General features: G+C 71.6%; 20 protein-coding genes. 7 read left to right on the top strand and 13 right to left on the bottom strand.

Annotation, left to right across the window (positions count from 1 at the left end; genetic code table 11):
* Positions 1-81: 81 nt before the first annotated feature.
* From OG897_RS03535 to OG897_RS03525, 3 genes are all read right to left on the bottom strand, one after another.
* Positions 82-837 carry an anti-sigma regulatory factor gene (locus tag OG897_RS03535; protein WP_266652777.1) on the bottom strand — a complete coding sequence of 252 codons (756 nt, stop codon included), beginning with the start codon at positions 835-837 and terminating at the stop codon, positions 82-84.
* A 446-nt stretch (positions 838-1,283) separates the two neighbouring features.
* Complete coding sequence (locus OG897_RS03530) at positions 1,284-2,201, bottom strand: acyl-CoA dehydrogenase family protein (protein ID WP_266652775.1); 918 nt, start codon at positions 2,199-2,201, stop codon at positions 1,284-1,286.
* Between the two features lie 10 nt (positions 2,202-2,211).
* Positions 2,212-3,354 carry an acyl-CoA dehydrogenase family protein gene (locus tag OG897_RS03525; protein ID WP_266652774.1) on the bottom strand — a complete coding sequence of 381 codons (1,143 nt, stop codon included), beginning with the start codon at positions 3,352-3,354 and terminating at the stop codon, positions 2,212-2,214.
* Between the two features lie 250 nt (positions 3,355-3,604).
* Here OG897_RS03525 and OG897_RS03520 point away from each other — a divergent pair, with 250 nt between their 5' ends.
* Complete coding sequence (locus tag OG897_RS03520; RefSeq protein ID WP_266656539.1) at positions 3,605-5,149, top strand: class I adenylate-forming enzyme family protein; 1,545 nt, start codon at positions 3,605-3,607, stop codon at positions 5,147-5,149.
* 623 nt (positions 5,150-5,772) lie between these two features.
* Here the strand turns inward: OG897_RS03520 and OG897_RS03515 are convergent.
* Positions 5,773-6,303 carry an EF-hand domain-containing protein gene (locus OG897_RS03515; RefSeq protein ID WP_266652773.1) on the bottom strand — a complete coding sequence of 177 codons (531 nt, stop codon included), beginning with the start codon at positions 6,301-6,303 and terminating at the stop codon, positions 5,773-5,775.
* Between the two features lie 130 nt (positions 6,304-6,433).
* Positions 6,434-6,808, bottom strand: coding sequence for an STAS domain-containing protein (locus OG897_RS03510; protein WP_266652772.1), 375 nt, complete (start codon positions 6,806-6,808; stop codon positions 6,434-6,436).
* A gap of 264 nt (positions 6,809-7,072) precedes the next feature.
* Between OG897_RS03510 and OG897_RS03505 the strand changes: the two genes are divergently transcribed.
* Both OG897_RS03505 and OG897_RS03500 read left to right on the top strand, forming a co-directional pair.
* Complete coding sequence (locus OG897_RS03505; RefSeq protein WP_266652771.1) at positions 7,073-7,687, top strand: sigma-70 family RNA polymerase sigma factor; 615 nt, start codon at positions 7,073-7,075, stop codon at positions 7,685-7,687.
* A 29-nt stretch (positions 7,688-7,716) separates the two neighbouring features.
* A complete protein-coding gene (locus OG897_RS03500) occupies positions 7,717-8,838 on the top strand; it encodes a zf-HC2 domain-containing protein (RefSeq protein ID WP_266656538.1) in 1,122 nt (373 codons plus the stop codon).
* A 159-nt stretch (positions 8,839-8,997) separates the two neighbouring features.
* Here the strand turns inward: OG897_RS03500 and purU are convergent, their stop codons facing one another.
* The 4 genes from purU to OG897_RS03480 all read right to left on the bottom strand — a co-directional run bounded on the left by purU (position 8,998) and on the right by OG897_RS03480 (position 13,696).
* Positions 8,998-9,885 (bottom strand): formyltetrahydrofolate deformylase, encoded by an 888-nt coding sequence (gene purU / locus OG897_RS03495; RefSeq protein ID WP_266652770.1) that lies wholly within the window; start codon positions 9,883-9,885, stop codon positions 8,998-9,000.
* 29 nt (positions 9,886-9,914) lie between these two features.
* Positions 9,915-10,430 (bottom strand): hypothetical protein, encoded by a 516-nt coding sequence (locus OG897_RS03490; protein ID WP_266652769.1) that lies wholly within the window; start codon positions 10,428-10,430, stop codon positions 9,915-9,917.
* Positions 10,431-10,507: 77 nt separating this feature from the next.
* A complete protein-coding gene (locus OG897_RS03485; protein WP_323187978.1) occupies positions 10,508-11,800 on the bottom strand; it encodes a hypothetical protein in 1,293 nt (430 codons plus the stop codon).
* A 507-nt stretch (positions 11,801-12,307) separates the two neighbouring features.
* Entirely contained in the window at positions 12,308-13,696 is a 1,389-nt protein-coding gene (locus OG897_RS03480) for a transcriptional regulator (protein WP_266652767.1), read from the bottom strand.
* Positions 13,697-13,981: 285 nt separating this feature from the next.
* Here OG897_RS03480 and OG897_RS03475 point away from each other — a divergent pair, with 285 nt between their 5' ends.
* Genes OG897_RS03475 through OG897_RS03465 form a run of 3 tightly spaced genes read left to right on the top strand, consistent with a single transcriptional unit; the run spans position 13,982 to position 17,171 of the window.
* Positions 13,982-14,677, top strand: a complete 696-nt coding sequence (locus tag OG897_RS03475) for a bifunctional DNA primase/polymerase (protein WP_266656536.1) — start codon at positions 13,982-13,984, stop codon at positions 14,675-14,677.
* A gap of 41 nt (positions 14,678-14,718) precedes the next feature.
* Positions 14,719-15,537: an ABC transporter ATP-binding protein gene (locus OG897_RS03470; protein WP_266652766.1), complete on the top strand. Its 819-nt coding sequence runs from the start codon at positions 14,719-14,721 to the stop codon at positions 15,535-15,537.
* The gene (locus OG897_RS03465; protein WP_266652765.1) at positions 15,534-17,171 is read left to right on the top strand and encodes a transporter; all 1,638 of its coding nucleotides are present in this window, start codon (positions 15,534-15,536) and stop codon (positions 17,169-17,171) included. The genes OG897_RS03470 and OG897_RS03465 overlap by 4 nt, the downstream gene beginning before the upstream one ends.
* A 31-nt stretch (positions 17,172-17,202) precedes the next feature.
* On the opposite strand, the gene OG897_RS03460 is transcribed toward OG897_RS03465, so the two are convergent.
* Together OG897_RS03460 and OG897_RS03455 are read right to left on the bottom strand one after the other, a co-directional pair.
* Positions 17,203-18,081, bottom strand: coding sequence for an alpha/beta fold hydrolase (locus OG897_RS03460; RefSeq protein WP_266656534.1), 879 nt, complete (start codon positions 18,079-18,081; stop codon positions 17,203-17,205).
* Positions 18,082-18,612: 531 nt separating this feature from the next.
* Positions 18,613-19,305: a metal-dependent transcriptional regulator gene (locus OG897_RS03455; protein WP_266652764.1), complete on the bottom strand. Its 693-nt coding sequence runs from the start codon at positions 19,303-19,305 to the stop codon at positions 18,613-18,615.
* Between the two features lie 266 nt (positions 19,306-19,571).
* Here OG897_RS03455 and OG897_RS03450 point away from each other — a divergent pair, with 266 nt between their 5' ends.
* Positions 19,572-20,327, top strand: coding sequence for an SIS domain-containing protein (locus tag OG897_RS03450; RefSeq protein ID WP_266652763.1), 756 nt, complete (start codon positions 19,572-19,574; stop codon positions 20,325-20,327).
* 87 nt (positions 20,328-20,414) lie between these two features.
* On the opposite strand, the gene OG897_RS03445 is transcribed toward OG897_RS03450, so the two are convergent.
* Positions 20,415-21,758, bottom strand: a complete 1,344-nt coding sequence (locus OG897_RS03445) for a PAS domain S-box protein (RefSeq protein ID WP_266652762.1) — start codon at positions 21,756-21,758, stop codon at positions 20,415-20,417.
* A 386-nt stretch (positions 21,759-22,144) separates the two neighbouring features.
* Positions 22,145-22,771 (bottom strand): pyridoxamine 5'-phosphate oxidase, encoded by a 627-nt coding sequence (pdxH, locus tag OG897_RS03440; protein ID WP_266656532.1) that lies wholly within the window; start codon positions 22,769-22,771, stop codon positions 22,145-22,147.
* Positions 22,772-22,840: the final 69 nt, after the last annotated feature.

The raw sequence follows: 22,840 nt of genomic DNA, 5'->3' as shown, positions 1-22,840 counted from the left end.
ACGTCCCCTCGCTCACGAATCGCTCGTTCAAGCGTGATCAGGAGGCCGGGAGGCGTCAACAGCACCTCGACGAAACGCGCGCTATGTGCGATTTGTGACGGCGCACGACGGCTTGTACGAGGGCTCGAAGGGGGGCTCGAACGGCTTCTTGAAAGGCGACTCCGCCACCGGCTCGCGCCGCGCCTCCCGCGACGTGTCCCGAGGACCCTCCCAAGGGGTCTCCCGGGGCGTCTCCCGGCGAGCCTCGCGCGCGGCATCCCGTCCGGCGGACTCGGACCCGTTCGCCCCGGCCGCCCGGGGCGGCAGCACCTGCCGGTCCACCTCGCACCAGATCCGCTTGCCCGCACCCTCGGTCTGCCAGCCCCAGCGGTCGGCGAGACCGTCGACGAGCTCCAGACCGCGCCCGTTCGTGTCGTCGCCCTCCGCGTGCCGGGGCCTCGGCGGGCAGGCGCTGGAATCGGCGACCTCCACCCGCACCGTGCCGCCCGAAGCCGCCAGCACGCCCGCTGCGGTGCCCGAAGCGGAACCGGAGCCCGGCGTCCCGTTCAGGCACGTTTCCCCGGTAAGCCACTCACCGGGAGGCCCGTCGCCGGACGCCCCCTCCCCGGCGGTCCCCTCGCCGGGAACCCCGGGCAGCAGCATCCGCAGCACCGCCGGACAGCCCGTGTGCACGACGGCGTTGGTGACCAGCTCCGAAATGAGCAGGACCAACGTCTCGGCGACGGGTTCGTCGGCCTCTATGCCGCACCCGACGAGCCGGGAACGTGCCCACCTACGGGCTCGTCCCACCTCCGAGGGGTCGGCCCCGACCTCCAACTGCACCTGAAGCACCTGCACCGCTCACACCATCCGAACCGGCGGACACAACGCCTCGCGTCTCCACAGGGTCACGGAACGTGATTCCCTTGTGGGACAGCATGGTTGACGTACAGTCACCGCAACAAGCGCTTCAGGCATATTCCAGCGCGAAGGAGTACGCGTCCTGCATACTGTGCGACGCACGCTGCGGAGAGTCGAACGTGAGCGCTCGTGACGCCTTCGCCCGACGCGAGAAGTGGTTCGGACGAAGCGCGTCGCCCGGTCCGGAGCCGCCGTACAGGCCGCACCGGGAATCCCGCGCTCCACCACCACTCGCATCTGACGGAGCGTACCCGAGCGATGACCCGACTCCGGCCCGTGACGACTCCTGCAAAGGACACAACCCGATATCGACACAGGGTGACCCGTTCATGACTCCTTCTGGCAGCGGCCGTTCACGTCGTTTCGCCCAGAAGTACGGCCCCTCACACGCCGTCGGCCAGAAGTGCGGCCGCCAGTTCCTCTTCCGTCTCCGCCTTCGACGGGCCGCGCCCGGCCCGTACCCATGCTCGCTTCAGATGCAGATGTACGTCAGCCTCCCACGTGAAGCCCATGCCCCCGCACACCTGGAGGCAGTCGCGCGCGTTGCCCACGGCGGCCTCGTCGGCGAACAGTCCGGCCGCCGCTCCGTCGACGTCCGACCCCGTGACCGCCGCCGCGTACACGGCCGCACGGGCCGTCTCGACGCGCACCAGCATCTGCGCGCACAGGTGCTTCACCGCCTGGAAGGCCCCCACCGGCTGCCCGAACTGCTCGCGCTCGCACGCGTGTTGGACGGCGAGCTCAAGCGTGCGGGCGGCCGTCCCGAGCTGCTCGGCGGCGGTCAGGAGAACGGCTTCCCTCGGGTACGGGTGCGAGGTCGGCCCGTCGAGCCGGTGCAGCGGCGTCAGCGGATCGACCGAGCGCACCGGCTCGACGGCACCGCGCAGGTCCGCCGCACCCGCACCCGCCCCCCGTACGACGTCCGCGTCGGCGAGGTGCGCGACGAGCCGCCCGTACGGAGCCGTGACGACCGCCTCCCCCTCCGCCGCGCCCTTCACCTCGCCCGCCGCGAGGTGCGTCTCGACGAGGGGCCCCGGCAGCAGCACCCGGCCCGCCTCCTCGAAGAGCAGCACCGCCTCCGGCATCCCGAGGCCGACGCCGCCCTCGGACTCGGGGAGGCGCAGGGCGAAGAAGCCCGCCTCGCCGAGGGTGCGCCACAGGCCCCGGTCCAGCGCCCCACCGCTGCTCGACGAGGCGCGGTCGACCGCCGCACGCAGGGCCTCGCGGTCGAAGCGCCGCGCGAGAAGCTCCCGGACGCCGCGCTTCAACGCCCTCTGTTCATCGGTCAGTTGAAAGTCCATGCGACTCCCCTCACCGGCCCTTCGGGAGGCCGAGGATGCGCTCGGCGACGATGTTCCGCTGGATCTGGGAGGTACCGGCGGCGATGGTGTACGAGAGGGAGGAGAGCCGGTCGAGGGTCCAGTCGTGGCCGAGGTCGAAGGACCCGGCCCCCAGGACCTCGGCGGCCGTGTCGTACAGCTCCTGACGGGCGTGCGAGTAGCGGAGCTTGAAGACGGAGCCACCGGCTCCCGGAACGCCGCCCGTCTTCTGCGCCTCGCTCACGTTCCACTGGGTCAGCCGCCACAGCGTCATGAACTCAGCGTTGAGCCGCCCCAGTTGGCGCCTGATGACCGCATCGTCCCAGGTGCCGTTCGCGCGCGCCTCACGGGCGACCGCCGCCAGGGTGCGACGGCAGGCGACGACCTCGCCGACGAAGGCCGTACCCCGCTCGAAGGAGAGCGTGACCATGGTGACGCGCCAGCCGTCGTTCTCCGCGCCGACCCGGTTCGCGACCGGCACCCGCACCTCGTCGAGGAACACCTCCGCGAACTCGGTGGACCCGGCGAGGGTGCGCAGGGGCCGGACGGTGATGCCGGGCGCGTCCATCGGCATGGCGAGCCAGGTGATGCCCTTGTGCTTGGGGGTTTCGGGTGTGACGGGAGTGGTGCGGACGAGAAGCTCGCACCAGTCGGCCACCTCGGCGTGCGAGGTCCAGATCTTGGACCCCGAGACCACGTACTGATCCCCGTCCCGGACGGCCTTCGTCCGCAGCGACGCCAGGTCGGAGCCCGCGTCGGGCTCGCTGAAGCCCTGGCACCAGACCTCGTCGCCGCGCAGGATCGGCGGCAGCCAGCGCGCCCGCTGCTCCTCGGTGCCCTCGGCGGCGATGGTCGGCCCCGCGTGCAGCAGCCCGACGAAGTTCGCGCCGACGTACGGGGCCCCGGCGCGCTCGGTCTCCTCCAGGAAGATCAGGTGCTGGGTCGGAGTGGCCTCGCGCTGGAGGTCGGCGTACCCGGCGTCGTACAGCATCCGCTGCCAGGCGGTGTCGTACGCGCGCCTGCCGGGCCAGTCGAGGGGGTCGGGCCGCTCCGGCAACCCGGGCAGCACCTCCCCGAGCCACCTCCTCAACTCCTGCCGGAATCTCTCCTCTTGCTCCGTATACGTGAGGTCCATCAGCGCGCCCGCCGCTCCTGTCCAGGCCCATTCCGGGCATCCTGATCGCCTTGCCGCGCATCAGCCGGTGGATCATCCCGTCGTCGAGTCCCTCGACCGACGTGGCCGAGGGCGACCTCCTTGGTCTGACGACCCGTCAGAACCGAGGCTAGCCCGCACACCTCTGGACCGACAAGGCGTAGCGCCCTACGCTCACGGCCAGTTCTGACTATCCGTCAGTTGCCTACGGGAGCGTGAAGTGACTTCACCCATGCACACCGCCCGCGCACTCGACGGGGCCCCGACCCTGTGGGATCTCGTCTCCCGCCGCGCCGACCTCACCCCACACCGCCCGGCGCTGCTCCAGGAGGACCGCTCCGTCACCTTCGGCGAGCTCAGGGACCGCGCGGAACGGGTCGCGGCGGGGCTGCACGAGCTGGGGGTACGGGCCGGGAGCGTGGTCGCCTGGCAGCTCCCGACCCGCGTCGAAACGATCCTCTTCTCCCTCGCGCTGGCCCGCCTCGGCGCGGTCCAGTCACCCGTCATCCCCTTCTACCGGGACCGCGAAGTGGGCTTCGCGCTGCGGGAGTCACAGGCGGACTACTTCGCCGTGCCGGGCGAGTGGCGGGGCTTCGACCACGCCTCCATGGCGCACCGCCTCGCGCTGGAACTCCCGCGCCCCCTCCTCGTGCTCCAGGCGTACGACGACCTGCCCGACGCGGACCCGAACCTTCTCCCCCCGACCCCCTCCGACGGCACGTCGGTCCGCTGGATCTACTGGACATCGGGCACGACGTCCGCCCCGCGCGGGGTGCTGCACACGGACCGCTCCCTGATCGCGGGCGGCTCCTGCCTGGCGCACGCCCTGCACCTGTCACCGGACGACGTCGGCTCGATCGCCTTCCCGTACGCGCACATAGGCGGCCCTGACTATCTGGTGATGCTGCTCCTGTACGGCTTCCCGGCCGTCCTCTTCGAGCAGTTCGCGATGCCGGACGCTTTGGCTGAATACCGCCGCCACGGGGTGACGGTGGCTGGGGGCTCGACGGCGTTCTACTCGATGTTCCTCGCCGAACAGCGCAAGACCCCGTCCACACCGGTACTCCCGACGCTGCGGCTGCTCGCGGGCGGCGGCGCGCCGAAGCCGCCGGAGCTGTACCACGCGGTGGTGCGGGAGCTGGGCTGTCAGCTCACCCACGGATACGGGATGACGGAGGTGCCCATGATCACGATGGGCGCGCCGGACGACACCGCATCGAACCTCGCGACGACGGAGGGGCGGCCCCCGGAGGGCATGTCGATCCGGATCACCGACCCGGAGGGCAAGCCGGTCCCGGCGGGGGTCGACGGGGAGGTGCGGCTGCGCGGGGAGGCGGTGTGCCAGGGGTACTTGGGGGCGGCGGCGTCCTCCGGTGCCTTCGACCCGGACGGCTATCTGATCACCGGCGACCTGGGGCATCTGACGAGGTCAGGGCACCTAGTACTGACGGGGCGGCTCAAGGACGTGATCATCCGCAAGGGCGAGAACATCTCGGCCAAGGAGATCGAGGATCTGCTGCACGGGCATCCGGCGGTGGGGGATGTGGCGGTGATCGGGCTGCCGGACGCTGCGCGGGGGGAGCGGGTGTGTGCGGTCGTGGAACTGCGTTCGGCTGAGGTGGGGTTGACGCGGGAGGAGGTGGTCGCGTATTTGCGCGGGCAGGGGTTGGCCACGTACAAGCTGCCGGAGCAGGTGGAGGTGGTGGATGCGCTTCCTCGGAACGAGACTTTGCGGAAGGTCCTGAAGTACCGCTTGCGGGAACAGTTCGGCAACTGAGGGCCCCTTCGAGGGGCGCGGCTCTGCACCACGGCGCGGACGTGCCCCTTGAGGGGCGCGGGGCCGCATCACGCGCGCTCCCGGCTTCGCGGGGTCTGGGAGGGTGCGCCCCTTTAGGGGCGCGGGGAACTGCGCGGCCAGCCCCAACGCGCCCGCACGTACGCCCCCCAAGCCTCGCGAGTTTAGGTGAAGGGGCGGGGAGGGGCAGCCCGCCGCAGGCGCACCCGGGCGCGGCGCACCCATAAGGCGAGGTAACGGCGGGCAGCACCGGGGCGGGCCCGGAGCGAGGGGGGCCGCCCCCTTGCCCGCCCGTCCCGCCCCCGGGGGGCGGCCCCGCCGCCCAAGGGGGCTAGGCAGGGCGGAGCCCAAGGGCGCCTGGGCGGAGGCGGAAGGGGCTGGGTCCGCCGCCCAGGGAGGCTAGGCGGGAGCGGAGGGGCGGAAGCGGAGGGGGCTAGGCGGGAGCGGAGCCCGAAGGGGCGAGGCGGAGGGCGGCAGCGGGCGCAAGGGGGCGAGGCGAAGGCCCCGTCGCCCGAGGGGGTTAAGCAAGGCGGCGCCCAAGGAGGCGAGGCGGGGCGCCGCCCGAGGAGGTGAGGGAGGCGAAGGGAGGCCGCCGACCGAGGGGGTTATTGGGGGTCGGGGGTGTCGACTGTGTAGTAGGTGGCGAAAGCGGTCAGGGTTTCGTTCTCGGTGATGCGCCCATCGCCATCCGCATCCAGCGCCGCCGCAACCTGCCCCGCAACCCGCTCGTCCGCCCCGAGGACCCGGAGCAGCCGGGTCGCCGCCCCGACCGTGACGCCGTCCCCCTCCCCCTCCGACGCCGCCGCGATCTCGATGGCCGCGTGCAGGAAGGGCCTGGCGATCTCCGCGAACCGCTTCGGGTTGTCCCGCAGCCGCTTGACCGCACCCGTCACGAACTCGTCGCGGCTGACCCGCTGGTCGCCGTCCACGTCCGCGATTCCGGCCATCCCCTGCCAGAACGCCTCGGCCCCGCTGTAGAGGGCCTGGCCCTTGTCGCAACGGGCGGTGGTGTTGAACTCGGCAAGGATGGCGGCCGCCGCGGCACTGAAGTCCTCGCGGTCGATGTATCCGTTGCCGTCCTGGTCGAAGGAGGCGAAACGGGCCGCTGTCTTGCGCTCGTACTCTGCGCTGTCCATGCAGGCGAGCGTACGTGCTTGACGTGTGGAGGAAGCCGTTTCCGCAGGGAAATCATCCACCGGTGGGCCAGTTGGACATCAGGCCGACAGCAACTTCCTGGACATCAGGCCGACAGCGACTTCCCGTGCGTCAGGCCGACAGCGACTGCGCCGTATCGTCCACCGCGGTGTCCACATCGGGGAACACCTCGAAGAGGCGTCGCACACCAAGTGCCGCCAGCACCCTGTTCACATGGCTCCCGTCGATCGCCCCCCGCGCCGGCAGGATGAGCCGCAGACTCCCCTGGCACGACCGCATCAGCCGCCGCGCGGCGATCAGCACCCCCACCCCACTGGAGTCGCAGAACAGCACGTCCGACAGATCGAGCACCACTCTGTGGCGCCCGTCCGCGACGGCGTTGTGCACGTGCTGGCGCACAGCCGGTGAGGTCACCAGGTCCAGTTCGCCGGAGATGTGCAGCACGGCCCAGCTGCCGTGCTCTGCGCCTGTCACCTTCAGCGTCACGCGTCGGACCTCTCAGCTAACCGGAAGTAACCCTTCCTCATCGCGGCTTCCCTAGCCGCCTCCCCATGAAACACCGCCTGCCTGTGCGGCTCGTACACAGGAGGTACGTATTGACCGGATCACTACCATCCCGGACCGCGCGAGGGGCGCACTTGTCACAAAGGGGCGTGCGCCGACCGGTCATCGCACTACATTCGAAAGAGCTAGGGATTCGGCACGCGGCGGCACGGGATTCCGCAGCGGTACGGGGCTTGGGGGGATCGGATGCCGAAGGACGCACCGCCGCGCTGGGACCGCAGGATGCAGCAGCGGCTGGCGCGGGGCGAGGCGGCGGCGCTCGGCGAGCTCTACGACAGGTTCGCCTCCCTCGTGCACAGCCTGGCGCACCGGGTGCTGGACGACGAGGACGCGGCCGACCAGATCACCCGTGACGTCTTCGGGCACGTCTGGGAAAACCCTCAGTCGTACGATCCGAAGGACGGCTCCATGCGGGCCTGGATCGCCCGGCTCACCCACCGGCGTGCCGTGCACCGGCTCCGGCAGGACGAATCGGCCGCCCTCGCGGAAGGCGAGGGCACGGCGGAAGAACTGGAACTCAAGGTGCACCGGGCGGCCGCGGCGGCCCGCGCGGACTACATCGTGACATCGATGCCCGCGCCCCTGAGGGAGGCCCTGGAACTGGCGTACTTCCAGCGGCACGACTACCGGCAGACCGCGTCCCGGCTGAGCATCACCGAGGACGAGGCGCGCCGCAGACTCCGGCTGGGGCTGCAACTGCTGTCGACGGCGAACACCGTCCCGGGTACGGGCCCTGGCTCCGGCCTGGACACCGTCGCCGACACCAGCGCCGGCGCACAGGGCTTCGGGGGCAGGCTGTGAGCGAGACGTACGAGGCGGAGGCCGGGGGCGTGCCCCCGGGGGCGGACGGCACGGTCCTCTCGCACCGGGTCCTCAAGTCGCTGCTCGGGGCGTGGGCGCTGGCCGCCTGCTCCGCCGAGGAGACCCTCGTCGTGGAGGAGCACCTCACCGAGTGCGCCCCGTGCGCGGAGGAGGCGCTGCGGCTGCGGGACGCGGTCGGGCTGCTCCAGGCCGAGCGCGGGCTCGACCTGGACCCCATGCTGCGCTCCCGGGTCCTTGACACCTGCCTGGGCCGCCGCCCGGCGCGCATCCCGGTACCGGCGTGGGCGCAGCCGTACGACACGGAGACGGCCCGCCTCGACGCCCTCCTCGCGGACATCGACCCGGGCGAGTGGCACGCGCCCGTGCAGCTGCGCTGGTTCGAGGGGGAGCATCCGGTGCGGCGCAAGGCGACGGTCGCCGCGGTCATCGGACACCTGATGACCGTCGACGGCCTCGTCGCCGACGCGCTGGGCCTGGCCGACCCCCTCGCGCTCGACGGCGGCGGCGATCCCACCAGCCGTACGGAGGCGTACTGGCTGGGCTCCCGGCAGCCTCCCACCCGGGCCGTGCGCGTCCCGTGGCGCGAGCAGGGCCACACGCTGGTACGGACGGTGTCCTTCGCGGGCCGGGGCGCCGCCGAACTGGAGGTCTCGTACGGCGCCTTCTCCCTGCCCCTCAAGGACGCGCTCCTTGAGCGTGCCTTCGAGTGCTGGGTGCACGCCGACGACATCGCGCACGCCGTGGACTACCCGTACGAGCCGCCCTCGGGGGCGCATCTGCACGAGCTGATCGATCTGGCGGCCCGGCTGCTGCCCGGCACGCTGGCCGCCCGCCGCCGGGCCGGACTCGCGCCGCCCGCGCGGGGGCTCGTCGCGGCGGGCTCTCCGGGGCGCACGCTGCACCTCGAAGTGGAGGGCGCGGGCGGCGGGCACTGGTACATCCCGCTGGACTCCCCCGCCGCCGCTGCCTCTCCGGAGCACGAGGTGGCGCACATCGCGCTGGACGGCGTCGAGTTCTGCCAGCTCGCGGCCGGGCACGTGTCGCCGCAGGAGGCCGCGGCGGGGCAGGGCGGCGACAAGGGGGCGGTGCGGGACGTGCTGTTCGCGGCGGCGTCCCTGTCACGGCTGTGACGACGTACGTCGGCAGGACCGGCAGGACGACGCGCTGAAGGGTGCGCGCGTGCACCCGCAGGAGGGTGCACGCGCGAGCACCTCTCCTGGTGCCAGGCGCATCCTCGAACCAGGCTCTCCTGGTGCCAGGCGCATCCTCGGACCAGGCGACTCCTGGTGCTAGGCGAAGACGACCGTACGGTGCCCGTTGAGCAGCACCCGGTGTTCGCTGTGCCACTTCACCGCGCGCGCCAGCGCCTGGCACTCCACGTCGCGGCCGATCGCCACGAGCTGCTCCGGGGTGACCTCGTGGCCGACCCGCTCGACCTCCTGCTCGATGATCGGCCCCTCGTCGAGGTCGGCCGTCACGTAGTGGGCGGTCGCGCCGATCAGCTTCACGCCGCGCGCGTGCGCCTGGTGGTAGGGCTTGGCGCCCTTGAAGCTCGGCAGGAAGGAGTGGTGGATGTTGATGATCCGGCCGCTGAGCTGCTTGCACAGGTTGTCGGACAGCACCTGCATGTAGCGCGCGAGGACGACCAGCTCGACGTTCTCGGCGGCCACCAGGTCGAGCACCTGCTGCTCGGCGTCGGCCTTGGTGTCCTTCGTCACGGGGATGTGGTGGAAGGGGATGTCGTACGTGGAGACCAGCTCGCGGAAGTCCGGGTGGTTGGAGACGACGGCGGCGATCTCCACCGGCAACGCGCCGATCCTTGAGCGGAACAGCAGGTCGTTCAGACAGTGCCCGAACTTGCTGACCATCAGCACGATCCGCATCCGGTCCTCGGCCCGGTGGATCTGCCAGTCCATCCGGAAGGAGTCGCCGATGGCGGCGAAGCTGGCGCGCAGCTTCTCGACGGACACCGGAGCCTCGGCGGAGAAGGCGACCCGCATGAAGAACAGTCCCGTGTCGTGGTCGCCGAACTGCCTGCTGTCCTCGATGTTGCAGCCGGTCATGAACAGGTAGCTGGACACGGCGTGCACGATGCCCTGTTTGTCCGGGCAGGACAGGGTGAGGACGTAGTGGTCGGTTTCGGGCCGTTCTGCGGACTGGGGGGTGGGGTCGCTCATGACCCCAGAGGATCGCACACCGTACTGATTCAGGCAGACCTGGTCAGAATGCGGATGACCTCCAGGGAGCGCGGCGCGACGTCCGGGTCGTCGCCGTCGCTCTGCGCCATCCGTACGTGTGCGTCGCGGGCGGCACGCACGGCGTCGGGCCAGCCCGGGTTGGCCAGGTACGCCGACACGGGGGCGTCCGCGCCGACCTGGTGCATGATCCGCAGGACCCGGAGCACGGCCACGTCCACGAGGGCCGCCTCGTCCGGGTCCCTGAATATGGACCCGACGTACTTCTCGGCGGACCAGTTGTCGAGCCAGGTGTCCTCGACGAGGCGGTAGACGGCGTCGGTGATGTCCCCGTAGCCCTCCTGTCCCGCGAGCCAGCACTCCTGGTGGAAGACGGGGTCAGAGAGCATGTGCAGCGCGGAACGCACCTGAGTGCGCCAGCGCCACCACGGCATGTCATTCAGCGGCATGCCGCCCATGGTGGTGGAGCGACGGCCGCGACGGGAAGGGTTCGCTGAACTTTGCACGGTTGCCGATCGTACGGGCATGCGAATCCGGACCGGACAAAGCCCCCATGGCGCGACCGCGGCGACGTGCCTGCCGCGCCGCGCACACGGGACCCTCGTTACAGCTCGCTCGCCTGGTGCTTGGTCAGGCCGTACTTCCCGGCGATCGCGTTCCACGGGCTCACGGCCTGCTGCTTCTTCTGCGAGGCCGTACCGCTCTCCCGGTCGCCCGCGCGCCGCTCCTGGGTCGCCTTCGCCTTGCCGTCGCGGCAGAAGCGGTCCTTGTCGCCCGCCACCCTGTCCGCCCACTGCGCGTAGTGGTCGTCCGCCGCCGCCGACGCCTGCCAGGCACCGTTGAGCGCGGCGGTGAGCTCCGCGTGGCCGGTCAGTTTGTCGACCTTGAGGGCCTGCAACCGGGTCACCAGGCCGCGCCGCTGGGTGGCTGCGGCGCGCAGGTCGGTGGCGGCCTGGGACAGGTCGCCGCAGCTGCCGATGGCGGCGACCGCGTTGATCACCGAGGCCCGGCTGTCGTTGCTGTCGGCGAGCAGTTTGTCGAGCGCCTGTGCCTGCGCCTTCGCCGGGTCGGCCGCCGAGTCGGCGGTCTCCTGGTTGGGCAGCTTCGAACCGGCGGCGGTGTTCGTGGTGTCGTCCTTCGCGCCCTTGTCGTCGTTCTTGGAGCTCAGCAGCGCGCCGATGCCCAGACCGATCACCGAGCAGCCGACGACCACGGCGGCGACGAGCGGAATCGGCGAGATCTTGCGCTTGCGCGGGGCGGGACCGCCGTTCTGCGCAAGGGGCTGCTGGAACTGCTGGTAGCGCGCTTCCTCCTGCTCGGCCTCCTGCTGCCGGGGCGGCAGGAAGCGCGGCATCTGCTGGGTGGAGGCCGCCCCCTCGGGCTCCTGCGCACCGGCAGGGGGCTGCGTGCGGAAGAGGCTGTCGAACTCGGCGAGCGGCTGCCGCTCACCGGGGATGCCGGGGAGCACGGGCGCGCCACCGCCCTGCGTGCCGTACTGCGCCTGCTGAGGGCTCTGCGGCATCTGGTGCTGCTGTGGCATCTGGTGCTGTGGGTTCTGCTGCTGCGGGTTCTGCGCGTACGGAGCGTCCGCGGGCACCGGCGGGAGGTACTGCGTGGCGTCCGCGTCCGACCCGGCGGGCGGCTGGAGCGCCTGCTGCCCGAGGAACTGGGTCCCGTCCAGGTGACCGGGCGGGGCCGTCGGTGCGGACCCCACGGGGTTCTCCGGCGGCAGCGCACCCGGCCCGGACGGCCCGGACGGCACGGGCGGCATGAACTGCGTCGGCTCGGCGTCCCCGCCGGACACGACGGGCTCCGACGGCACGACCGGCATGTACTGGGTGGGCCCCGCATCCGGGCCTGGCGCGGCGGGCGCACCCCACACGGGCTGCTGAGGCACCTGCGCCTGCCCGGGCTGTTGCTGCGCCTGTTGCGCCTGCTGGGGTGTCTGCTGCTGCGCCCCCGGCCCCCACGGCTGGCTCCAGCTCTGCCCCTGCGGCGGTGTCGCCTGCCCTGGTGCCTGCCCTGGCGCGTGTCCTGGCACCTGTCCTGGTGCGTGACCCGGCATCGGGCCCGGCATCGGACCCGGTGCCCCGGTCCACTGCTGCTGTGCCGGGGGCAGCACTACGCCCTCGTGTGCGGGGCGCACAGCGGGATGCTGCGGCTCATCACCCTGCTCGCTCTGCGTCAACGGGGGCTCCTGCCATCGGTACTGGGCGGCCTCGCCGCAGGGGCGAGGGACGGAATCACCGGTTCACGCTACCGGGTGACACCGCCCCCGGGCCACGCACCCGCGATCCGTGCAGGCCAGCCCCGTACCCCTACAGCCTCCTCGTAACGAAAGGACGGGAGTTGACGCTGATGACGCGCCGCATTGACGCGTAGCACCGCGCCAGGAGCCGCGGCGCTACGCCGCCTGGATCTCCATCCGCGCCCCGAACTCCCGCACCGCGGGCTCGTCGCGGTACGGGGCGAGCCGCTGCTGGAAGTCCTCCAGGTACTCCGCACCCCGGTTCGACCGCAGGGTGCTCAGCAGCTCCACAGCGCGCGTGCCGGTGTGACACGCCTGCTCCACCTCCCGCTGCTGCACCTGTGCGGTCGCCAGGAGCACGAGGCCGATGGCGCGCCTGCGCACCCTGCTGTCGGGGTGCCCGGACAGGCTCTCGTTCGCCCTGCGCGCCGCCGCGTCCGCCTGCCCCAGGTCGCGGTGGCAGTGCGCCAACTCATCGGCCAGGTAAGCCTGGTCGAAGTGCGAGATCCACACCGGGTCGTCCCCGGAGTCCCCCGCGTCGTGCGCCCTCTCCATCGCGGACTGCGCCTTCGCCGACACGGAGCCGCAGGTGCGCTCGTCCCCCAGCAGGGCGTGCCCCCGCGCCTCCGCCGCGTAGAACATCGCCTCCGCACGCGGGGTGACCCTCCCCCGCGCGCCTTCCTGCGCCGCCCGCGCCAACTGCGCGATCTCGCGGGGGTTCCCGAGCTGCGCCGCCAGGTGACTCATGGAGGCGGCCAGCACGTAGCCGCCGTAGCCCCTGTCCCCCGCCGCCTGGGCGAGCCGCAGCGCCTGGATGTAGTACCGCTGCGCCAGCCCCGGTTGGCCGGTGTCGACCGCCATGTATCCGGCAAGCTCCGTCAACCGTGCGACGGCGGCGAAGAGTTCCCGCCCCACCGCCTCCCGGTACGAACCCGACAGCAGCCCGGACACCACACTGTTCAGGTAGTGCACGACGATCGGCCGCACGTGCCCGCTGCCGAACCTGTGGTCCAGCGCGGTCAGCGCCTCCGTCGTCGCCCGCACCGCCTCCACGTCGCTGGGCCCCACCCGCGACCCCGCCGTGCGCGCCACCTGGTGGTCCGCACCCGTGATCAGCCAGTCCCTGCTGGGCTCCACCAGGGCGGAGGCCGCCACCGACGACCCGGACAGGAAGTCGCGGCGCCCCACGTCGCTGCGCCACAGCTCGCAGACCTGCTCGATGGCCCCCAGTACGGTCGGCGAGAACTGGAGCCCGATGCCGGACGCCAGGTTCTTGCCGTTGGCCATGCCGATCTCGTCGATGGTGACGGTGCGCCCCAGCTTGCGGCCGAGGGCCTCGGCGATGATCCCGGGGGCCCGCCCACGGGGCTGCTGGCCGCGCAGCCACCGGGCCACTGAGGTCTTGTCGTAACGGAGATCGAGTCCGTGCTCCGCGCCGCACATGTTGACCCGTCGGGCCAGCCCTGCGTTGGAGCATCCGGCTTCCTGGATGAGCGCCTGGAGTCGTTCGTTCGGCTGGCGGGCGACGAGCGGCCTGGCTGCCATGTGTACCCCCTGGTGCGGGCGCTGATGAAGTCCTCGTGAATTCCTCTGAATTCGTGCGGAGATCACTGCCCGGTGTATATGCAAAGAATGCAGGTCATACGTGGAGATGCCGGAAGCCGGAGGTATTTCCGGTACCTCCTCGCCTCCACTTCTGTGGTTGCCCGCTCCCCGCACCGCAGCCACCTGCGCGCCCCCGCCCGTGCACCCATGCGCCCCGTATGCAGGATCGATGCTCCATCTCCCGGTCGCGCGCGCCCGTAACCACAGGTGGTGGCTGGAGTTGAGCTGTTCGTGGAAGAGACCATCGGAGTCACGGACGTCACGGACGCAGCCCAGATCCCCCAGCAGCGCGGCGATCAACTGCTCGACAGCGCCGTGCGGTACGCGGAAGAACGGCACTGGGACGTGGTCCCCGGCACCTGGCTGGAGGCCGAAGAGGGGGTGGAGCGCTGCACGTGCGGGGACGTGGCGTGCGCCGCCCCCGGTGCGCACGCGGCGAAGAACGACTGGGCGACACAGGCGACGGGCAGCGCCGTCGCCGCGCGCAGGATGTGGCAGAAGAACCCGAAGTCCTCGATCCTGCTGCCCACCGGGCGCACCTTCGACGCCATCGACGTGCCGGAGACGGCCGGTTTCCTGGCGCTCGCCCGCATGGAGCGCATGGAGCTCACCCTCGGTCCCGTCACCAACACCCCTGACCGGCGCCTGCTGTTCTTCGTGCTGCCGGGCGCGGGGGCCAAGATTCCCGATCTGGTACGGAAGTTGGGCTGGGCGCCCAGCGCGCTCGACCTGATCGCGCGCGGCGAGGGCGACTACGTGGCGGCCCCGCCGACCCGGATGGGCGCGATGGGCGCCGTGCAGTGGGCGCGCCGCCCCACTCCCGCGAACCGGTGGCTGCCGGACGCGGAAGAGCTGATCAGCCCTCTCGCGTACGCCTGCGGGCGTGAGGCAGCAGCTGCACGGGGGCGCGCTCGAACATAGGGTGGGCCCCGTATCACGGGGACCCACGAAAGGCAGACGACATGCCTGACCAGGCATTCGACAAGGCGGGCGGAGCGCGACCTGCGCCGCCCGCCGCTGTACGTGTTCAGGGATTGTGGAAGCGGTTCGGCGAGCAGATCGCCGTCGCCGGAATCGATCTGGAACTACCGGCCGGGAAGTTCATCGGCCTGGTCGGCCCGAACGGGGCGGGCAAGACCACCACGCTGTCGATGGTGACGGGGCTTCTGCGCCCCGACCAGGGCACCGTGCACATCGGCGGCCACGACGTGTGGGCCGACCCGGTGCAGGTGAAGTCGCGGATCGGCGTGCTGCCGGAGGGACTTCGCCTGTTCGAGCGCCTGTCCGGGCGCGAACTCCTGGCGTACAGCGGGCGGTTGCGGGGGCTGCCCGGTGACGAGGTCGACAAGCGCGCCACGCAGCTTCTTGAGGTGCTCGATCTGGCGGGCTCCCAGCACAAGCTGGTCGTCGACTACTCGACCGGCATGCGCAAGAAGATCGGTCTGGCGGCGGCTCTGCTGCACAACCCGGAAGTGTTGTTCCTCGACGAACCGTTCGAGGGCGTCGACCCGGTGTCCGCGCAGACCATCCGTGGAGTGCTGGAGCGGTACACCAGCTCCGGTGCCACGGTCGTCTTCTCCAGCCACGTCATGGAGCTGGTGGAGTCGCTGTGCGACTGGGTGGCCGTGATGGCCGCAGGACAGATCCGCGCCCAGGGCACCCTCGCGGAGGTGCGGGGCGACGCTCCGACGCTTCAGAACGCGTTCCTGGAGCTCGTGGGGGCCAACGGGCGGGACGCCGGTGAGAGCCTGGACTGGCTCGGCGGCGGAGCGGCGCGATGAGCGTCGTCGCGGGACACACCCCCGGGACCGCCACTCCGGCCTCGGTCTCGACGGGGCTGACGCCTCTGTTCGTACGGCTGAAGCTGTCGCTGCTGAAGAACGGGCTGCGGCAGTCCTCCGGGCGCAAGGCGGCGTTCATCACGAGCGCCGTACTGGTGCTGCTCTTCTCGGCGCTGCTGCTGGTGGGGCTGCTCGCACTGCGCGGGACGGACTACGCGTCGACGGTGACGCTGCTGCTGGCGCTCGTCGTCGCTGTCGCGTGGACGTTCATGCCGCTGTTCTTCCCGAGCGGGGACGAGACGATGGACCCGTCACGGCTGGTGATGCTGCCCCTGCGGCCCAGGCCGCTGGTGCGTGCGCTGCTCGCCGCTTCGCTGGTGGGCATAGGGCCGCTGTTCACGGTGTGCCTGGCGGTCGGGTCCGTGATCGCCGTCGCGCACGGCTTCGCGGCGGCACTGACCGCCGTCGTCGCCGCCGTCCTGCTGGTGCTCACGTGCGTGGCGCTGGCGCGGACCGTCGCGACGGCGAACGTACGGCTGCTGACCAGCCGTCGCGGACGCGACCTGGCCGTGCTGAGCGGCCTGATCATCGCGGTCGGCATCCAGTTCGTGAACTTCGGCTGGCAGCGGCTGGCCGCCACCGGTGGCATGTCGGTCCTGGACCCCGTCGCGGACGTCGTGCAGTGGGTTCCTCCGGCCTCCGCGGTCGGTGCGGTGCACTCGATGAGCGAGGGCGCGTACGGGCGGGGGGCGGTGCAGCTGCTGCTCGCCCTCGTGGTGCTCGCGGCGCTGCTGTGGTCGTGGGAGCGCGGGCTCGTCAAGCTGATGACCGCGCCGGACGGCTCGACGCTCCAGGCGTCGTCGGGGGCCTCCCGCAAGGAGTCCAAGGCGGGGCTGCTGGCCCGGCTGCTGCCGGACGGACGGTCGGCGGCGACCGCGCAGCGCGTGCTGCGGTACATCTGGCGCGACCCGAAGACGAAGGGCGCGTGGATCACCTCGCTGGCGATCGGTCTGATCGTCCCGGTGTTCAACGTCATCCAGGGCACCGGGTCGGTGTACTGGGCGTGCTTCGCCGCCGGGATGCTCGGGATGCAGACCTTCAACCAGTTCGGCACGGACACCTCCGCCTTCTGGATGGTCGCGACGACCATCTCGACGGTGCGGGACGCGTACGAGGAGCTGCGGTCGCGGCTGCTGGCGATGCTGGCCATCACCGTGCCGTACACGTTCCTGGTGACGGGGGTGACGACGGCGGTCGTGGGTGACTGGGCGGCGCTTCCGGAGGTGCTGGGGCTGGCGTTCGCGCTGCTGGGCGCGCTGCTGGCGGCGGGCCTCGTGGCGTCCGTGCTGTATCCGTACTCGATCCCGCAGGAGGGCGCGTACAAGAACGTGGCTCCGGGGCAGGGGTCACTGGCCTGGATGTCCCTGATGGTGGGGCTGGTCGCCTCCACTGTGGTGTGCGGGCCGCTGATCGCGCTGACCGTCTGGGTGCACGTGGCGGGGCTCGCGACGTGGTTCCTGCTGCCGCTGGGGATCGCGTACGGGGTCCTGGTGACCTGGCTCGGGCTGAAGCTGTCCGCTCCTCGGCTGGCGGCGCGGCTGCCGGAGATCCTGGCGGCGGTGAGCAAGGGGTAGCAGAGGGGGTGGGGCGGGCCGTGCGGCGGTCCTACCGGGCGGGGACGGACTTGCCGGCCGTTTCCTCCAGGAAGGGTTCGACGGCCGCCCGCCAGCCCTCCGGCTGGTCGTAGTGGACCAGGTGGCCCGCGTCCACCACCTCCGCGTACTGCCCCTGCGGCAGCACCCGCACCATCTCCTGGGCCTCGGCCCGGCCCAGCTCCCCGTCCAGGCCCCGCACGACCAGCGTGGGGCACTGGACCTGGGACAGCTCGTCCCAGTGCGCGTCGTAGACCCACGTCGCCCGGGACTCCAGCATCTGGCGGCGGGAGAAGACCGGGCGCCAGCCGTCCGCCCGCTCGGCCATCACCTCGGCGAAGAACTCGCCGCGTGCCGGGGAGGGGCGTTCCACCCAGGGGTCGTCCTCGCCGAACCACTTCCGTACGTCGGCGAGCGTCGCGAACGGCACCGGCCACGCCTTGAACCAGTCCTCCCACTCCCGCTGGGAGGCCGCTCCGAGCGCCGAGGCCCGCATGTCGCAGACGACCAGGGCGCGCACCAGGTCCGGGCGCTTGGCGGCGAGCTGCCAGGCGGTCAGGGCGCCCATGGAGTGGCCGATCAGGGTCACCGGGCCGAGGCCGAGCTGCTCCACCACGGCTTCCGCGTCGGCGACGTAGGCGTCACGGGTGAAGGGCCCGTCGGAGGGCTTCTCGCTGCGGCCGTGGCCGCGCTGGTCGAGGGCGACGGCCCGGTGCCGCTCGGACAGCCACCTGGCGGTCGCCGCCCAGTGCGAGGAGCGGCCCATCAGGCCGTGCAGCAGGAGGACGCCGGGAAGCGGCTCAAGGTCGCCTCCGCCCTTGGGAGGGTCGGTGAACTCCCAGGCGGCGAGGTGTGCGCCGTCGGCTCCGGTCACGTCGATGCGCCGCACCATATGGCCTGGCACCCCCTTCTCGTACGGATTCCGGGTATCCGGGTACTCGTCCCTCGCCTGCTTCCGGCTGGTGTCCACCCAAGCTATCGAACTCGTATTCGAACATCGGGATGCAGCGACCAAGAACCCTCTTTCGAGTGACAGCGCTCAAGGATTGGCGTTCGCTGCCGAGGGGAGATCTTCTTCGGGAGGCGGGCCGCTCGGGGAAGACGGTCCGCGGGGGTCGGCCTGAAGAGCTCGGGGCTCCAGGCCGACGCAGGGGAGGACAGGCCCCGGCGCCTCAGGGCGCCGGGGCCCTCCTCGTGCGGTTCGTACGACGGGCGCATCCCGCGCCTCCTCCCCGGCCGTGCGACGGGCCCGGTCGGCAGCCTCACTCACGACGTGTGCCCCGGTTTCCTGTTCCGCAGACACAGCGTGGCACGCGATCCGTCCGGCCGCTGGGATTCCGATACGAAAGTGGTCGGGGGAAGGAGACCTCAAATCCCCTTCCCCCGACCGGAGTTGACCTTCGCGGAGCGTTCGGCGCCCGGCTCAGCGCTTGGCGACGAAGACGTGCGACGCCGTCTCCGCGTCCAGCTCCGCCGCCTCGCCACTGCTGCCGACCAGCACCCCGCCGGGCGACTCGGTCACGCTGACCACCGAACCGGGCTGCACGCCCGCGCGGCGCAGCGTGTACATCAGCTGGGCGTCGGTCTGGATGGGCTCGCCGATGCGCCGTACGACGACCGTCTTGCCCTCCGGGCCCGGCGCGAGGTCGTTCAGGCTGACCATGCTGTCGTCCAGGAACGGGTCGGCCTCGGACTTCTCGCCGAGCTCCTCCAGACCCGGGATCGGGTTGCCGTACGGGGACTCGGTGGGGTGCCGGAGCAGTTCGAGGACGCGGCGCTCGACCGCCTCGCTCATCACGTGCTCCCAGCGGCACGCCTCCGCGTGCACCTGCTCCCACTCCAGGCCGATCACGTCGACGAGGAGGCACTCCGCGAGCCGGTGCTTGCGCATCACGCGCGTGGCCAGCCGACGGCCCTCCTCGGTGAATTCCAGGTGCCGGTCGCCCGCGACCGTCACCAGGCCGTCGCGCTCCATGCGGGCCACGGTCTGACTGACCGTCGGACCGCTCTGGTCAAGGCGCTCGGCGATGCGGGCGCGCATGGGGACGACGCCCTCCTCCTCAAGTTCGAGGATGGTGCGGAGATACATCTCCGTGGTGTCGATCAGTCCGGACATGTGTGCCCCTCGATGCTGTGACAGAAATCGTCGTGCGCTCGGTCTTCGTGCTCGGTTGTGCTCAGTCGTCCTGCGCCGGCCCTGTCCCAATTCTGACGCATCGCACTGACAACCGTGCCGGGGCGGGGCGCGGCCGTATTGACAGGTCGCGGCTCCAGACCGCAACGTGATCCGCGGCACGGACGCCGCCCCTGTTCGTAACCTTGGGTAACTGCCCCGCATTCCCGACACCCCGGACGAAATCGTCACTGGAAAGGCCCTCCGCGATGAGCGAGAACAAACTGGCCGGTCAGTTCTTCGACGCGGCGATCGGGCTGCTCCATCGCGTACGGGACGAGGAGGCCGACTCCGTCGCGGCGGCGGGCACCGCCATCGCCGACACCGTGGCCTCGGGCGGCAGGCTCTTCGCGTTCGGCGCGGGCCACTCCTCGCTCGCCGCGCAGGACGTCGTCTACCGCGCGGGCGGGCTCGCCCTGATGAACCTCCTCGCGGTGCCCGGCGTCGTCGGCATCGACGTCATGCCCGCCACCCTGGGCTCCGCCCTGGAGCGCGTGGACGGCCTCGCGGGCGCGGTGCTCGACAGCAGCCCCGCCAAGCCCGGCGACGTCCTCGTGGTGATCTCCCTGTCGGGGCGCAACGCGCTCCCCGTCGAGATGGCGATGAACGCGCGCGCCCTGGGGCTCAAGGTCATCGGCGTGACCTCAGTGGCTTACGCGGAGGGCACCAGGTCGCGCCACAAGTCGGGCAGCTTCCTGAAGGACCACTGCGACATCGTGCTGGACAGCAAGATCGCCGTCGGTGACGCGGAACTGACGAAGGACGGCATCGACGCACCCTTCGCCCCCGCCTCGACCGTGGTCACCACGGCACTGATGCAGGCCGTCATGGCGGCCGCGGCGGGCGAACTCGCCGACCGGGGCGTCGAGGTGCCGCTGTTGCGGTCGGGGAACGTCGACGGGGGCCACGAGTGGAACGGCCGCGTGATGACCGAGTACAGGGACCGGATCTTCTTCCGCCACTGATCCGTCACTGACCTGCCGCCGACCCGTTCACCGACCCGTCCCACCGACCCGTTCGCTGCCCCGTCGCCGTTGCCGCCCCTCGGGGTGTCACCCGCCCCTCAGTACCTGTGCCAGGTCCACCGAGGCGGCCACCCGTACGGCGATGCTCTCCGCGTACGTCGCGTCCGGGCGCTCGAAGGCGGGGCGGGTCGCACCGCGCAGGAAGGTGACCGTGCCCACCGTCCGGCCCCGGCTGCGCAGCACCGTGCACAGGGCGTGCACGGCGTCCCTGGGCCACTGCCGCTCCGTCGCCCACCCCTCCTGGTCCGTGCGCGGGCCCGCGCTCGCGCGCACCGCCCCGGTGCGGTCGAGCGCCTGGAGTGCCGGGTGGCCCTCCCCGTACCGCACCGGAATTCCCGCCTCCGCGTTGTCCCCGTTGCACGGTCCCGGCTCACCCTCCGGGGTGACCGCGACCCGCACCAGCCGCTCTCCGCGCAGTACGTCGATCAGGGCGTGGTCCGCGAACCCGGCGAGGCCGAAGTCCAGGTAGGCCGCGGCGGCCTCCATGGGGTCCTCGCACTCGGCGGCCGTACGGGCCGCCCGCTGCAACTGGTTGCCCCGGAACCGGAGCCTGGCGGCCTCCTGCTCGGCCGTCTTGGCCTCGGTGACGTCCTGGAACAGCCAGCCGACCCCCAGCGGCACCGGTTCCTCCGCAAGCGGCGAGGCGAGGCGCAGGAAGCCGCTGCGCCAGCAGCGCCGCCGCTCCCCCTCCGGGGTGCGCAGCGTCACCCACAGGTCGACGGGCGCGGGCGGGGTGCCCTCCGCCAGTACGTGCTGCAGGGCGCCCTCCAGCTCGTCGACGCCCTGCACGACGGTGTCGCCCAGCGGGCGCCCCAGGAGCGTCGTACGGCCGCCGCCGAGGGCCCGTGCGGCGTGCACGTTGACCACGGTGGGGCGCAGGTCGACGTCGACGAGGACGACGCCCCAGGAGGCGTCCTCGAAGAGCACCTCGCTCAGCGCGATGGCGCGCTCCAGGTCGATCTGGGCGTGCACCTCGCCGAACGCGCTGTAGACCCCGGCCGGTTTGCCGTCCGCGCCGGTGACCGCCGCCGACTGCGTCCGTACGAGGACCCGGCTGCCGTCCTTGCGCAGCAGGGCGAACTCGTGGACCTGCCGCCCTCCCCCGTGCATGGCCGCCATCAGCCGTGCCTGCACCTCGTCGGCGTCGGCGCTGCGCACCGCCCACCCGGCGAACCCCTGCCGTCCCACGGCGTCCTCGGCACTCCAGCCGAGGATGCGGGTCGCCTCGCGGTTCCAGTGCGTGACGACCCCTTCGGCGTCGAAGGCGCACAGGGCGGCGTCCATGCCGTCGAGGAGCGCGGCGAGGAGTTCCGCCCCCACTCCGGCCTCGGGCTCAGGCCCAGCGGTTCCGTTGCTCAGAGAAGCATTCACCCGGCACCCCCGCAGGTGTTCACCTGTGCTGCACATCGGATCATTCAACTCGAACGTGACGCAGAGCACACCGGCTTCGGTGAAATCGAAGTGCTCCGTTAATTCGGTTGAGGCCGCCCCGGAGGGCTCCTAATGTGTGGCCCACACTGAAAGGAGGTGATTCGGAAGATGTTCTCTTTCCGGACTCGTGAGGTGACTGCGGGCTAGTTGCCCGTCGTCGCACTCAGTGCGGTACCGGCGCAGCCGGTTCCAATCCAAGCAGTCACCGCCCCGCGGGCTCGCCGGTAAGTCCGGCCGGCCCCCTCCTCGGAGGGGACCAGAGCCCGCGGGGTTCTGCGTTTCCCGAGCGTCTTCCCGAGTGTCTTCCCGAGCGCTTTCCCGTGCGGCTACGGATTCAGGCGCTGCACCGACCAGTCGCCCGCGTCCGTCCTGGCGTAGCGCAGCCGGTCGTGCAGGCGGTTCTCGTGGCCCTGCCAGAACTCGACCTCCTGGGGCACCACCCGGAAGCCGCCCCAGTGCGGCGGCACCGGGACCTTCTCGCCCTCGGGGTAGCGGGCCGCCAAGTCGTCGTACGCGCTGGTCAGTTCCTCGCGGGAACCGATGGGCCGGGACTGGTTGCTCGCCCACGCGCCGAGCTGGGAGCCGTGCGGGCGGGTGCGGAAGTAGGCGGCGGTCTCGGCGCGGGAGACGCGGGCCGCGGTGCCGGTGACGATGACCTGGCGGGCGATGCGGTGCCAGGGGAAGAGCAGCGAGACGTACGGGTTCGCCGCGAGTTCCTCGCCCTTGCGGGACTGGTAGTTGGTGAAGAAGACGAAGCCTTCGCCGTCGTACGCCTTCAGGAGCACCGTACGGGTGCTGGGACGGCCGTCGGGGGTGGCGGTGGCGACGACCATGGCGTTGGGCTCGTCCAGGCCCGCGGTGACCGCCTGACGGAACCAGTGGGCGAACTGTTCCATGGGGGTGGCCGCCAGGGCCTTCTCGGCGAGCGGTTCGCTGCGGTACTGCTCGCGCATGACGGCGGGGTCGACGGTGGAACCCTCGGTCGAGGAGGGGTCGGATGCGGCGGGGGCTGTGTTCGGCAC

The sequence above is a fragment of the Streptomyces sp. NBC_00237 genome, from assembly GCF_026342435.1.
Classification (GTDB): domain Bacteria; phylum Actinomycetota; class Actinomycetes; order Streptomycetales; family Streptomycetaceae; genus Streptomyces.
This window is presented reverse-complemented; position numbering and strand designations above follow the sequence as displayed.

Excerpts from the sequence above, each read along its gene's own strand:
- purU (WP_266652770.1), bottom strand. The coding sequence starts at position 9,885 with ATGAGCGACCCCACCCCCCAGTCCGCAGAACGGCCCGAAACCGACCAC.
- OG897_RS03480 (WP_266652767.1), bottom strand. The coding sequence starts at position 13,696 with ATGGCAGCCAGGCCGCTCGTCGCCCGCCAGCCGAACGAACGACTCCAG.
- OG897_RS03505 (WP_266652771.1), top strand. The coding sequence starts at position 7,073 with ATGCCGAAGGACGCACCGCCGCGCTGGGACCGCAGGATGCAGCAGCGG.
- OG897_RS03470 (WP_266652766.1), top strand. The coding sequence starts at position 14,719 with ATGCCTGACCAGGCATTCGACAAGGCGGGCGGAGCGCGACCTGCGCCG.
- OG897_RS03530 (WP_266652775.1), bottom strand. The coding sequence starts at position 2,201 with ATGGACTTTCAACTGACCGATGAACAGAGGGCGTTGAAGCGCGGCGTC.
- OG897_RS03450 (WP_266652763.1), top strand. The coding sequence starts at position 19,572 with ATGAGCGAGAACAAACTGGCCGGTCAGTTCTTCGACGCGGCGATCGGG.
- OG897_RS03465 (WP_266652765.1), top strand. The coding sequence starts at position 15,534 with ATGAGCGTCGTCGCGGGACACACCCCCGGGACCGCCACTCCGGCCTCG.
- OG897_RS03490 (WP_266652769.1), bottom strand. The coding sequence starts at position 10,430 with ATGCCCGTACGATCGGCAACCGTGCAAAGTTCAGCGAACCCTTCCCGT.
- OG897_RS03460 (WP_266656534.1), bottom strand. The coding sequence starts at position 18,081 with ATGGTGCGGCGCATCGACGTGACCGGAGCCGACGGCGCACACCTCGCC.
- pdxH (WP_266656532.1), bottom strand. The coding sequence starts at position 22,771 with ATGCGCGAGCAGTACCGCAGCGAACCGCTCGCCGAGAAGGCCCTGGCG.
- OG897_RS03515 (WP_266652773.1), bottom strand. The coding sequence starts at position 6,303 with ATGGACAGCGCAGAGTACGAGCGCAAGACAGCGGCCCGTTTCGCCTCC.
- OG897_RS03520 (WP_266656539.1), top strand. The coding sequence starts at position 3,605 with ATGCACACCGCCCGCGCACTCGACGGGGCCCCGACCCTGTGGGATCTC.
- OG897_RS03525 (WP_266652774.1), bottom strand. The coding sequence starts at position 3,354 with ATGGACCTCACGTATACGGAGCAAGAGGAGAGATTCCGGCAGGAGTTG.
- OG897_RS03455 (WP_266652764.1), bottom strand. The coding sequence starts at position 19,305 with ATGTCCGGACTGATCGACACCACGGAGATGTATCTCCGCACCATCCTC.